Genomic DNA, 12,871 nt, shown 5'->3' on the forward strand with positions numbered 1-12,871 from the left:
AAGTATTGCATCAGATGATTCCTTCCAATGCTGTGTGGCGGTTTCTCCGCAGGAACCCAATGATTCCTGCCATTGTGCTAAATCCACAACAGCCAATTGCCATGAGGCTCACTTCCCGATTGACGGATTGTCCGCTATAAATTCCAAATAGGGCCCATGCAATAACCAGTGCAAATGCAAGCTCACCTCTGAAATAACTAAACCAAAAAGCCAGTGAGGTTGCAACAGCAATCATGATACAACTCCAGATCCATTGCTCAAGCCCAAATCCATTCCAGTTAATATCAACCAGTAATGCCGATGTGTTTGCTATGGTTGCAACACAGATCCAGGCAAGGTAGATCACAAAAGGAACAACCAGCAGCCAGTAATCCCAGCCGGTAATTTGTTTTTGTGTTTTCTGCATTCTGTTATAAACAGCAATCAAAGTTCGTAATAACCATAACATGATGATCAATGATAAAACAACAAAGAGGTATTGCCAGAATATGATCCAGCTGGCATTTAATAAACAGGTTATAATGAATAAGGGCGCAATTTTTTTTGCATGTTGAAAAGCCGGACTGTGTTCATCCTTCTTCCACAATAACATTCCACTGTATATAACCCATACCAGCAGAAACAGGTAAATAACTCCCCAGATACTGAATGTAAAACCGGCGGGCACAAACAGGTTGGGATACATGGCACTCACTTCTGCCGTGGTATATCCATTCATGGGCAAACTATTAGCCAATGCATTTACAATAATCATGATGATAAAAAGATGGACTGTAAAACGGCAATTAACTTTGTATTCTGCAGCATAGAATTTTATTTCAGTTGAAAGATAAATTATTTTCTGAGTAGAAAGGCTTTTGCAACAAAATGGAGTAAGAATGATATACAGAAAAGTCCTGAGTTGCAAACTCAGGACAGCCATTCAACTTTCTATTGTTTCTTGAACATTACGGACAGCAAGGGTTGCAAACTCAGAACAGCCATTCAACTTTCTATTATTTATTGAACATTACGAACAGCAGAGGGTCAAGTAAGTTTCTTTTCCTTTTTTATTTCTTCTGAGTGTTTATTAAAAGCTTTGATTCCTTTGTCAATAAACTTGATGACATTGTCTGCTGTTTTTTTGTCTGCCTGTATTTTGTCCTTCTGATTAATTATGGAAAAGAAAACTTTTTGCACAAGTTCATTACTCTTTGAGATTTCGCCGGTCAAGACCTTTATTTCAAGCCCCCCTGATTTATTGGTACTTGTTGTTACTGATACTTCAAAGTCAATAGTGTCGTCAACAACATAGTCGCCTGATAGACCAGAGTTAATTTCTTCAACGACCTTCCGAATAAATTCTTGTAACCGAATTTCCATTATTTAAATTTTAATGCGTCTGCTTTGTCTATACCACCGTCATGAAAGTTGAAAATAATACCTTCAGCTTGTGGAAATTGTTCTTTGATCTTTTTTATTAACAGATCTCTTGCATGTTGGTATTGTCCGGTTCCTGGGGTTTTCCTCACATCTTTTTTTGTTAATTCCACAGTGCCTAAATAGTCGTAAGGCAAAACAGGTTTTGAATTTACAAACAAAAAGCAACCATTTATTTGGTCAACCTCGGCGGAGCTTTTATTTGCTTGGTAAGTCGCAATGTTAAATGCGACCATAAATGTCAAGAAAAGTCCAATAAGAATGCCTAATAAACCTTTTTTCATTTTTTTAATATTTAAAGTGCAAAAATGATCTATATTTTTAATATTTGAAATTAGTTAAAATGTTGCAATATTCTTTCAGGCTACTGTGGTATAATCATTCTACCATGATTTTTTTGTTTTACTCCGCCTGGGTTCGTGTCTCACGAACCAATTTTAAAGATCAGTACAAGAAGAACTGCCATAATAAGGATTTCCTGTGTGCCTAAAATTCAGAGTAAATTAAGCATAGTTATTTATTTTTTTAATGCCGGAATTTGTTTTGAAAACATTTTTAGTATGGTACTGCCGTAACCGGCCCAAGTCCAATGCTTGTACTTCCTGAAGGTTTTTCTATTCGCATCTCAAACTCCTTTGTTGAATGCGCAGGGAAATAATCATAAATAGTATAGTTGGCACTTTTTATCAGAGTTTTAGTTGCGCTGTAAAAATCAACTTGAATAGTAACGTCTTTATAATTAGCAACAGTTGCACTGTTTGCTACTTCGCCTTCTATGACAAACTTTTTACCAAATATTGTTGGTCTGAAATTGCCAGATGTTTTTAAAAAATTGACAGGGTTTGCCTTCTCTATTTCTTCAACAGTCATGACTTTTTCCTGATAACTATCCATGCCCGCATTAAACAGCCCGGAACCTTTATTATCGTTATAGTTTACAACCATTGCTATAATCACAATAATTAAGAATAAGGATGCAACTATCATCAATACTTTCCAGAAAATAGGGGTGCTCTTTTCTTATGGGAAGCAGAAATTGTGTGATATGATGGTTGAATAGCAATTGGTGTTTCAAATTGTGCAGCCTGTTGAAATGCTGGTGATACTAACTTCAATGGGGGAGGTATTGGCAGTAGAATGCGTTTTAATTCTTCAATTTCTCCGGCAGTTGTCCACTCAGTTAATCCTTCATACCAAATAGAGGTGTCTTTTGAAATGTTTTTTGATTTTAGTTCTTCAATGTCAAATGGACCTGATTGGTTTGCACCATCGTGGAGGAAGTACTTTTTCATAGTGAATTTTGGTTTTAAGAATAGCAAGATAGCTATGAAAAGTGTATAAAACAATACTTGCAACTGGAAAAGAAGGCATTGTATGCGCAATGTCTCTCGCAAGGGACATTGCTACAAAAAAATCGTTCAGTCCGCTTGAAGCCCGCCGACCGGTTTGCCTGTTGCCCACAGACGCTGCGGTCTGGGTCGAAGACATGAAAAGAGAACGTACAAGAGTGCGATGCAACAGTTGATGCTATGAAATACAAAAGCTGATAACAAAAAATGTATTACACGGTTCTATTTCCAGAGTGCATACGCTTTTGCCAGCAAAGGCATTAACAGCACTGCTCCCAAACTCCACCAGGCTCCAAAAAACCACCAAACAATTATGCCAATTGTTAACAGGTAAAACGGATATAAAAATGCAAGGAGAACAAAGTGAATACTGTCGTAATACTGATCGAATTTGAATTTCCATGCAATGCGCTGCAAGGGGAAATAGAAAATGATATGTGTAAGAACCGCTAACATTGCGGGTAAGAACAACAGCAGTTTAGGTACCGATGCAGGAACTTTGTGTTTGACTGTTGAGAGCTGCTGTAACTGTAACTCATTCTGTTTATTAATGGCGAGCATGGCTGCACCATTTTCTGTATTTCCGTTTAAAACTTCTTTGCCAAAGGGATCGCCGAAATTAACATCGATCTCTTTGGGGAACTGATCGAAAGAACTGTAACGCAACCATACGGGTAATAATTTTACATCGAGTCCATCGGCCCAGGCCTGCAGTAACATACGTGGCGCTCCTTTTTTTTAAGGGCGTTTGCAGAGTTGTTTGATGAATACACATGCCTTCTACAAAAATCATTACATGTTCGCCACGCTTTAAGATTTGCCGAACTTCTTCAAAGGTTGCATCGTTATTGGAAAGCTGGCCTTTGCCATCGCTCTTACGGTAAACGGGAATCATATTAACAGAACGGAGAATGGCCCTTGCAACGGGATGTTTGAAAACTCCGCTGCGGGTAATGAAATGAACCCGGTGGCTCATTAATCCGCCAACAATAATTGCATCGAGAAAAGAGTTGGGATGGTTCGTGCCGAGAACCATAGGTGTTTCTACTTTTAACATCTGCGGGTTATAAATACTTATGCGTTTGGAATATAACCAGAGCGTAAAACGTGTTATTGCTTTTACAAATAAATACATCAGGTTTCGAAATGAAGTTAGGCGGCAAATTAAGGGAAATAATTGAACAGAGTGCGGGCTATGAGCAGTGTTTACTCTGATTTTCGTTTCAAGAAATCTGAATTAAACAGCCATTGACCGAATGGCTGCTATCAGCCTGTCGAGATCTTTTGTGGATGTGTACACATGCGGTGTTACACGTACACCATGAATATTTTCCCAATCAATGGCAACGGTATGGATTTTATGTTTTGTGTGTAATGTTCCGGCCACCTCAGCGGGTTTCATTCCTTCAATGGCAATATTGGAAATGGCGCAATAAAACTGTTTATTTTTTGGCTGAAGAAAGGAAACACGTTTGAGATCGCTTACCCTGCTGTTCCAGTAATCGGTTAAATAACGCAGACGGTCTTCTTTGCGTTTGGAGCCGATGACATTTTGAAAATCGACTGCATTGCCAATGGCCATTTCGCTTGCAAAAGATCTTGTACCAAGTGATTCAAACTTGCGGATATCAGTACCATCGGGTTCATTATTACTGAGCAGTGCCCAGATGTTTTTGATCTTTTCTTTTTTGATCCACAACAATCCGCTGCCGAATGGCGCACATAACCATTTGTGTAATGAGGTAGCAAAATAATCGCAACCCAGATCAGGAATTTTAAAATCGGTATGGGCAAATGAATGGGCACCATCGCCGATTACTTCAATGCCACGTTTGTGTGCTTCATCCGCAATTTTCCGAATAGGAAGAAACTGACCTGTCCAGTTAATAAGATGGGTTACATGTACAATTTTTGTTTTGGAAGTAAATGCTTTTACATACTGCTGCAAAATGGCATCATCGTTTTCTTCCGGCAAATTTAAATTGAGCCAAACTAATTTTATTCCATCCCTTTTTTCCCGCTGCTTCCAGGCATTGATCATATTGGGATAATCCTGTTTGGTTAAAACCACTTCATCACCGGCTTTTAAATTCAAACCAAAGATGACGGTATTCAGCCCTTCTGTTGCATTGCGGTTGATGGCTAATTCTTCTGCATCGCATCCTGCAAGCTCAGCCAACTTTCCACGCAAAGCTTCACGGCCTTCATCTAATGTGCGCCACATATAATAAGAGGGTGCTTCATTGCTGAATTGATAAAAACGGATATGTGCATCCTGCACTACTTTCGGTTGCGGACTTACTCCACCATTGTTGAGATTTAATAAATTGGGCGATACAGTATACTGTTCTTTTACCCATCCCCAGAAATCTTCATCGGTTAATGCTTCATCAGGATGAAGTGACTGAAACTGCTGATACTTTTTTCTGCTTCTTTTGCAAACAATGAATTGGTGAGAGGCAAAAATGTAAACGCACCTGTAGTGGCGGTGAGATTTCGTAAGAAATTTCTGCGGGATGAAGACATGGTGATTGGTTTGCTTAAAGTTAAGGATAGAAACTGTAGAAAATAACTTTGCCAAAGTTTTAGAAGCTCTTGCTTGTTTATCAATCAGGTTGAACTTTGGTAAAGTTTATAAAAGTGTTTCTATTTCAAGGCAGCAATTGTTTTGCCGGCAATAAATCCGCTGGTCCAGGCATGCTGAAAATTGAAGCCGCCGGTAATACCATCCACATCAAGAATTTCACCGGCAAAGAATAATCCCGGTTGCAGTTTGCTCTGCATTGTGTTGGGGTCAACCTGTTTCAGATCAACTCCGCCTGCTGTCACAAATTCTTCCTTAAAAGTTGTTTTGCCCTTTACATGAAATTCATGAGCAGTTAACAACTGTATCAATTTGTTTTGTTCTTTCGATGGAAGATCGGCCCAGCGTCCTTCTTCTTTTACACCTGCTTCCTGCAGCAGAAATTGCCAGAGCCTGTTTGGCAGTTGAAATAAATTATTGTTGATGATTTTTTGCGAACCGTTTTGTTTGCGGATCAACTGCAGTTCATCTTTCAACTCCTGTTCTTTTTTATCATTTAACCAGTTCACTAAAATTGTAAAGTCATAACCCTTTTCCTGTAACTCTCTTGCACCCCAGGCTGATAATTTTAATACGCAGGGACCGCTCATTCCCCAATGAGTAATGAGTAAAGGGCCGGTGTTTTTTAATTTGGTTGATTGAATTTTAATTGTTGCATCGGGCACACTTACTCCCATCAGTTTTGTAATGGGATGATTGGGAATATTAAAAGTGAATAATGATGGAACTGGTGCAATAATACTGTGCCCTGTATTTTTCAGCCAGTCAAATTGCTGTAGTTTTGGAAAACCTCCACTGGCAATACAAACAAAATTTGCTTCGAGTACTTCTTCACTGCTGAGCTTTATCGTCCATTTATCGTTTTCTGATTTTACATCTTTCACTTCCCTGTTCATCAATATTTCCACGCCGTAAGTATTCACTTCTTTCAGTAAACAATCAATGATTGTTTGCGATGAATTGGTTACTGGAAACATTCTTCCGTCAGCTTCTGTTTTTAACTTCACTTCTCTCTCTTCAAACCATTCAATGGTATTGGTTGTAAAAAATTGGTGAAATGCTTTTCGTACAAAATGTTCACCACGGGGATAACGTTTGCTCAACTCAGCTATTTCAAAACAGCTGTGCGTTACATTACAACGACCGCCACCGCTAACTTTCACTTTCGATAAAAGTTTGTTTGATTTTTCCAGCAGGGTCACGTGTAATGAAGGATTTAATCTGGCTGCATTTACTGCACAGAAAAAACCGGCAGCACCACCACCAATCACAATTAATTTCTTACCGGTTTTATTATCTGGCATACATGCGTTCTATTTCATCATCATTAAAGCGGCCATTGTTTCAATTCCATTCCAGAAATTCTGTAACCGGATATTTTCATTCTCTGCATGCTGGTTATTATCATGATTGGCAATAGGAACTGAAATCGTTTTTGCATTGAGATATTTTTCAAATAAAAATAATGGGAGACTCCCTCCGGCAGTGGGCATTAAAACAATGGGCTCTGTACTTGTTGATTGTACCGCAGCAATTACTTTTTTTGCAATGGGAAGATCCATCGGGGTTTTCTGCGCATTGTAACCACTGCTCAGTTCTATTTTTGCAATTTTATCATACTTGCCTCGCTCTTCTTCAGTAGGTTCTGCTGCTGTAATATAATAACCCTGGCTCCTGATATGTTCAACTACACGTTGCTGCTGCTTTTTCCAATCGTTCCCTGCAACAAGCCGCAAATCAAGAACTGCTGTTGCAGTTGTTGGTATAACATTGCTTGCATTCTTACCAACATTGGCACTGTTCATTCCATTGATGTTCAATGATGGAAGCCCGATTGATTGTGCCAGGTTATACTCTTTCATTTCCCGTTTACTGAATCCCAATTCTTTTTTCATTTGTTCGTCCACAGGTGGAATTGCTTCGAGGGCTTTCTTTTCCATTTCACTCAATGGAATAACATCAGCATAGAAATCTTTAATTGTAATATTCCCATCTTTATCTTTCATAGAAGCTAAAAGCTGTACCAGCATCATGGCAGGATTAGGAGCCCAGTTTCCATAATGACCACTATGAAGCGGACGTTTAGAACCATACACTGTTACTTCCACATGTGCATCGCCTCTTACACCAAACACCACTTGCTTCTTACCCGATTGATGAACAGGCCCATCGCAAATAAGCCACAGATCGCTTTGTAATAAAGTTTTGTATTGCTGTAAAATTTCGTGCAGAAAATCAGAACCTTTCTCTTCCTCGCCTTCAAAAAAGAATTTGATGTTCACCGTTGGTTTCATACCACTCTTTGTAATGGCATCATACGCATTTAAAATCGCCATCACACCAGCTTTATCATCGCTTGCACTTCTTCCATAAATTCTCCATTGCGGATCATATGCCTTATCAACAGAAGGGAAATCAATGATACTTCCGTTTTGCTCCAGTGAATTAGTAAGCAGCTTTGGTTCAAATGGAGAAAGTCCTTTTGCCCACTGTGCTGCATTCACCGGTTGCCCATCGTAATGCGCATAGAAGATAATTGTTTGCGTTGCACCCGGCGTTATTACTTCGCCATAAACAGCGGGCACCGTTTTATTTGTTGCAGGTACCAGTAACTGTACATTGGCAATTCCCCGTTTCTTCATAGCGTCCATAATAAACGCTGCATTTTTATAGATGCCTGCTGAGTCACCCACAATATTGGGTAACTTCAGAAAAGAAACAAATTCAGAAATGATGGAGTGCTCATTGGCCTGCCTGTACTGCCTCACCTTTAATTGCTGAGGACTTTGTGCTAATAAAAAATGAGTGGAGCAGAATGCAACACTCATGATCAATATTGTTTTTTTTATCATACGCTTCTGTTAGAAACGTAAATTAATGAATTGGATCAGTAATAGGAACTATCAAGGTTTGTATTTGCTTTCTCGGCTGCTTCAATAGCAGCAAAAGAAGAGAGGATATCAGCCTTCCCTTTCTTTACACACACATCATGCTCATAGTGTGCAGAAGGTTTTCCATCAGCTGTTCTGATTGTCCATCCATCTTCATCATGAAACACCTCTTTTACTCCAAGGTTGATCATTGGTTCAATGGCAATCACTGTGCCTTCTTTTAATTTAGCACCCGTTCCACGTTTGCCAAAGTTGGGCACCTGCGGATCTTCGTGCAGGTTTCGTCCAATACCATGACCAACCAATTCTCTTACCACACCATAACCATGCTGCTTCTCTGTATAATCCTGTATGGCAAATGCAATATCACCTGTGCGGTTACCATGCACTGCTTTCTCAATCCCTTTGTATAAAGATTCCTTTGTTACACGAAGCAATTGCTTTACTTCATCTGTTGTGCTTCCAATAATAAATGTATAAGCACTATCACCATGATATCCGTTCATGAATACACCTACATCTACAGAAACAATATCACCATCTTTCAATACCTTATTCGTAGGAAATCCATGTACCACTGCATCGTTAACCGATATACAGCTTGCATATGGATAACTGTTCTGATAATTTTTAAAATTAGGTACAGCTCCATGATCCAGGATAAACTGCTCCAGCTTCGCATCTACCTGCATGGTTGTAACTCCAGCTTTCAGGAATTTAGCAGCTTCAGCAATTGCTTCGCCTACCAGCAAAGCACTTTTGCGGATCAATTCAATTTCAAGTGGAGACCGATAGTGAATCATAAATTCTGTATTAAAAAACCCCGGCTTTTTTGCCAGGGCTTTATGTATTTCAATTCGTTTATTAAATAGCTGATGAAGATACTGTCTGGCGCCCCTGTATCTTACCGCCCTTCATCAAACCATCATACTGCCTCATGAGCAAATGTGTTTCTATTTGTTGCAGGGTATCTAAAATTACACCTACCATGATCAGCAGTGAAGTGCCACCAAAGAAAGTAGAGAAACCACTGGTTACACCTAAGTTCTTTGCAATACCCGGCATTATACCAACAATAGCAAGGAAGATAGCCCCCGGTAATGTGATACGATCCATGATCTGTCCAATATAATCTGCAGTAGGCTGTCCTGGTTTTACACCCGGAACAAAACCATTATTCTGTTTTAAGTTGTCAGCAATTTGTTTTGGATTAAAGATCAAAGCTGTGTAAAGGAATGTAAATCCAATTACAAGAATTGAATAGATAACCATGTACCAGACATTTCCATGATCACTCAATGTAGCTGCTACACCTTTTGTTGCATTAAACCCTGTAAGTAAAGTTGGCAGGAACATAATTGCCTGGGCAAAGATGATCGGCATTACACCTGAACTGTTCACTTTAATTGGAAGGAACTGGCGTGCACCACCAAACTGACGGTTACCCACAATTTGCTTGGCATAGTTGATAGCGATCTTTCTTACACCCTGTACAAGAATAATCAATCCCATAATAATGGCAACCAGTACTGCAATTTCAATCATGAACTTCAGCAAACCACCACCTGCTGTATTTGATTTTGCATCAAACTCAGCTGCAATAGATGCAGGGAAACGTGCAAGAATACCAATCATGATGATGAGTGAAGTACCATTACCTAACCCTTTATCGGTAATACGTTCGCCCAACCACATTACAAACAATGTACCTGCAGTTAAAACAATTGTAGTAGATAACCAGAAAAAAGGAGTAAATGAAGTTAAGATAGCACCGCCTGCAATTTCAGGACTCTTCAGGTAAGTTACATAAGCACTTGCCTGGAAGATGGTAACAATTACTGTGAGGTATCTTGTCCACTGATTGATCTTCTTACGTCCGCTTTCACCTTCTTTCTGCATCTTCTGCAACTGAGGCACCATAATGCTCATCAACTGCATAAAGATTGACGCAGAGATATAAGGCATGATACCTAATGCAAAAATGGAAGCGCTTGAAAAGGCACCACCTGCAAATGAATCAAAAATTCCTAATATACCTTCTTTCGCTTTTGAGTTAAGCTGTTCTAATCCATTAGGATCAACACCCGGCAAAACAATATGTGAACCCACACGGTATACCAGCAGCAATAAAAGAGTGTAAACAATCTTTGATTTTAACTCTTCAATGCTCCAGATATTCTTTAGGGTTTGTATGAGTTTTTTCACTTGGAAATTTCTTTTTTAAATAATTGCTGAAAAGAAAAAGACGCATTTTCATGCGTCGGACAAATATCGGTAAAAATTACTTCACTATTTCAACGCTTCCACCGGCTGCTTCAATCGCAGCTTTTGCTTTTTCACTCAATGCGTTTACCTTGAAAATAATCTTTGTTTTGATTTCACCGTTTCCAAGAATTTTAATTCTGTCGGTACGGCTGATCAAACCATTGATGTAAAGGTTTTCAAGAGAAAACTCAGTCAAACCGTATTTTTCAGTGATTACTTCAACCTGTCCTAAATTGAATACACGGTATTCAACACGATCAGGATTCTTGAAGCCACGTTTTGGAACACGACGCTGAATTGGCATCTGTCCACCTTCGTGAGCCATTTTACTTTTATAACCCGCACGGCTCTGGCCGCCCTTGTTACCTTTTGTTGATGTACCACCCTTACCGGATGCTTCACCACGACCAATACGTTTTTCTTTGTGAGTTGAACCTTCAGCAGGTTGTAAATTGTGCAGTTTCATTTGCTTTTATTTTGTACTTACGCTCCGAAAGCATTCGGAGCTCGCTTTTTTACGAAATTAATTATGCTAATTCTTCAATCTTAAGTAAGTGATTCACTTTGTGAATCATACCCAGGATCTGAGGAGTTCCAACTACCTCGTTGGTAGAATTGGTCTTGTTCAAACCAAGTGCTTTCAGCGTTTGCTTCTGGCGCTCAGGTCTGTCAATCGGGCTTTTTACTAAAGTGATTTTTATCTTTTTCATTGCATTAAGTTGTAAGTGGTAAGTGTTAAGTCGTAAGTTCTAAAACTTAAAACCTATAACTTATTACTTTTTTATCCGTTAAATATTTTCTTTAATGACAGATTACGTGTTCTTGAAACATTCAGTGGCTCACGTAACATCGCTAATGCTTTGAAGGTAGCTTTTACCACGTTGTGTGGATTAGCTGAACCCAAAGATTTTGCTAATACGTCAGTAACACCTGCACTTTCCAGTACAGCACGCATACTGCCTCCGGCGATTACACCAGTACCATGAGCAGCTGGTTTGATAAACACTTTAGAAGCACCTTCTTTTGCCAGCTGATCGTGAGGAATAGTTCCTTTCATTACAGGAACTTTGATGAGATTTTTCTTCGCATCTTCAATTCCTTTTGTAATAGCCATCTGAACTTCTTTGGCTTTACCAAGACCATGACCTACCACACCATTCTCATTTCCTACCACCACGAGGGCAGAGAAACTGAAGGCACGACCACCTTTGGTAGTTTTAACAACACGGTTGATAGAAACTACTTTTTCTTTCAGTTCCAGATCACCTGCCTTTACTTTGTTTGTAATTACTTTCGACATTTATATTGTATTAAATGTTTACGATTGATTAGAATTTTAATCCGCCTTCACGGGCTCCTTCAGCAACTGCTTTAACACGGCCGTGGTATAAGAAACCACCGCGGTCAAATACAACTGTTAACAGACCCAGCTCAGAAGCTTTGCGTGCAATTGCTGCACCAACTAATTTGCTTGACTCAAGCTTCGTTACTTTCTGTGCTTTGATGTCTTTATCTCTTGAAGATGCTGCTGCAATTGTTTGACCAGTTACATCATCAATCAACTGAACATAAATATCAGAGTTACTGCGAAACACACTTAAGCGTGGTTTTTCAGCTACACCGGCAACTTTCTTGCGTACGGCGAAACGGATCTTTTGTCTCCTGATTGTTTTACTACCTGTCTTCATTTCTGTTTATTTATATTTCCTGATGCTGCCAGGAAATTATTTACATTTTATTTACCTGCTGCTTTACCTGCTTTACGACGAACTACTTCACCGAAGTATTTCACACCCTTTCCTTTGTATGGTTCAGGTTTGCGTAAGCTGCGGATCTTTGCAGCAACAGCACCGATAAGCTGTTTGTCAATACCATCCAGTGTAATCATTGGGTTCTGACCTTTTTCCTGTGCAGTAGCAACTTTGAGTTCGCTCGGAACTTCAAAAATGATATTGTGAGAAAAACCTAATGCGAGGTCAAGAACATTACCCTGGTTAGCAGCTTTATAACCCACACCCACCAGTTCAAGCTTCCTCTGAAAACCTTCTGTAACACCTTTCACCATGTTTGAAACCAGTGAGCGGTACAAACCATGCATTGCACGGTGACGGCCCTGATCTGTTGGACGGTTAAATGTTACATGATCACCAACCACTTCAACAGTGATATCACGATCAATATGTTCTGTCAATACACCTTTGGGCCTTTTACTGTAACCACATTATCGCTTCCCACTGTAATGGTCACTCCTTGTGGAATTATAACGGGCTGTTTACCTATACGGGACATAAAATCTGTTTTAAACTATTTATTATTTGCGTTGTTGACCGGTCAGCTTCGTATAGTTTCAGCTTAATGTATCA

General features: G+C 39.4%; 16 protein-coding genes and 1 pseudogene. All 17 read right to left on the reverse strand.

What is annotated here, in order from left to right:
• Positions 1-10: 10 nt before the first annotated feature.
• The 17 genes and pseudogenes from IPK31_02090 to rplF all read right to left on the reverse strand — a co-directional run bounded on the left by IPK31_02090 (position 11) and on the right by rplF (position 12,797).
• Positions 11-754 (reverse strand): tryptophan-rich sensory protein, encoded by a 744-nt coding sequence (locus IPK31_02090; protein MBK8086845.1) that lies wholly within the window; start codon positions 752-754, stop codon positions 11-13.
• Positions 755-1,026: 272 nt separating this feature from the next.
• Complete coding sequence (locus IPK31_02095) at positions 1,027-1,362, reverse strand: hypothetical protein (GenBank protein MBK8086846.1); 336 nt, start codon at positions 1,360-1,362, stop codon at positions 1,027-1,029.
• The gene (locus IPK31_02100) at positions 1,362-1,703 is read right to left on the reverse strand and encodes a hypothetical protein (protein ID MBK8086847.1); all 342 of its coding nucleotides are present in this window, start codon (positions 1,701-1,703) and stop codon (positions 1,362-1,364) included. The genes IPK31_02095 and IPK31_02100 overlap by 1 nt, the downstream gene beginning before the upstream one ends.
• Before the next feature lie 271 nt (positions 1,704-1,974).
• Positions 1,975-2,406 carry a hypothetical protein gene (locus IPK31_02105; GenBank protein MBK8086848.1) on the reverse strand — a complete coding sequence of 144 codons (432 nt, stop codon included), beginning with the start codon at positions 2,404-2,406 and terminating at the stop codon, positions 1,975-1,977.
• A complete protein-coding gene (locus IPK31_02110; GenBank protein MBK8086849.1) occupies positions 2,406-2,711 on the reverse strand; it encodes a DUF4339 domain-containing protein in 306 nt (101 codons plus the stop codon). Before IPK31_02110 ends, IPK31_02105 begins: the two co-directional genes overlap by 1 nt.
• Before the next feature lie 279 nt (positions 2,712-2,990).
• Positions 2,991-3,434: a hypothetical protein gene (locus IPK31_02115; GenBank protein ID MBK8086850.1), complete on the reverse strand. Its 444-nt coding sequence runs from the start codon at positions 3,432-3,434 to the stop codon at positions 2,991-2,993.
• Entirely contained in the window at positions 3,388-3,825 is a 438-nt protein-coding gene (locus IPK31_02120; protein MBK8086851.1) for a 1-acyl-sn-glycerol-3-phosphate acyltransferase, read from the reverse strand. Before IPK31_02120 ends, IPK31_02115 begins: the two co-directional genes overlap by 47 nt.
• Before the next feature lie 180 nt (positions 3,826-4,005).
• Positions 4,006-5,286, reverse strand: a complete 1,281-nt coding sequence (locus tag IPK31_02125) for an aminotransferase class V-fold PLP-dependent enzyme (GenBank protein ID MBK8086852.1) — start codon at positions 5,284-5,286, stop codon at positions 4,006-4,008.
• A 128-nt stretch (positions 5,287-5,414) separates the two neighbouring features.
• Positions 5,415-6,656, reverse strand: a complete 1,242-nt coding sequence (locus IPK31_02130; protein MBK8086853.1) for an NAD(P)/FAD-dependent oxidoreductase — start codon at positions 6,654-6,656, stop codon at positions 5,415-5,417.
• A 9-nt stretch (positions 6,657-6,665) separates the two neighbouring features.
• A complete protein-coding gene (locus IPK31_02135) occupies positions 6,666-8,204 on the reverse strand; it encodes a M20/M25/M40 family metallo-hydrolase (protein MBK8086854.1) in 1,539 nt (512 codons plus the stop codon).
• 35 nt (positions 8,205-8,239) lie between these two features.
• Complete coding sequence (map, locus tag IPK31_02140) at positions 8,240-9,046, reverse strand: type I methionyl aminopeptidase (GenBank protein ID MBK8086855.1); 807 nt, start codon at positions 9,044-9,046, stop codon at positions 8,240-8,242.
• Positions 9,047-9,107: 61 nt separating this feature from the next.
• Positions 9,108-10,448, reverse strand: coding sequence for a preprotein translocase subunit SecY (secY, locus tag IPK31_02145; GenBank protein MBK8086856.1), 1,341 nt, complete (start codon positions 10,446-10,448; stop codon positions 9,108-9,110).
• Positions 10,449-10,524: 76 nt separating this feature from the next.
• Complete coding sequence (gene rplO, locus IPK31_02150; protein ID MBK8086857.1) at positions 10,525-10,974, reverse strand: 50S ribosomal protein L15; 450 nt, start codon at positions 10,972-10,974, stop codon at positions 10,525-10,527.
• 61 nt (positions 10,975-11,035) lie between these two features.
• Positions 11,036-11,218, reverse strand: coding sequence for a 50S ribosomal protein L30 (gene rpmD / locus IPK31_02155; protein ID MBK8086858.1), 183 nt, complete (start codon positions 11,216-11,218; stop codon positions 11,036-11,038).
• Between the two features lie 71 nt (positions 11,219-11,289).
• Positions 11,290-11,808 (reverse strand): 30S ribosomal protein S5, encoded by a 519-nt coding sequence (gene rpsE / locus IPK31_02160; protein MBK8086859.1) that lies wholly within the window; start codon positions 11,806-11,808, stop codon positions 11,290-11,292.
• Positions 11,809-11,836: 28 nt separating this feature from the next.
• Positions 11,837-12,196 carry a 50S ribosomal protein L18 gene (rplR, locus tag IPK31_02165; GenBank protein ID MBK8086860.1) on the reverse strand — a complete coding sequence of 120 codons (360 nt, stop codon included), beginning with the start codon at positions 12,194-12,196 and terminating at the stop codon, positions 11,837-11,839.
• Between the two features lie 47 nt (positions 12,197-12,243).
• A pseudogene (rplF, locus tag IPK31_02170) lies at positions 12,244-12,797 on the reverse strand (50S ribosomal protein L6).
• Between the last annotated feature and the right edge of the window lie 74 nt (positions 12,798-12,871).

The organism is Chitinophagaceae bacterium, assembly GCA_016713085.1.
Taxonomy (GTDB): domain Bacteria; phylum Bacteroidota; class Bacteroidia; order Chitinophagales; family Chitinophagaceae; genus Lacibacter.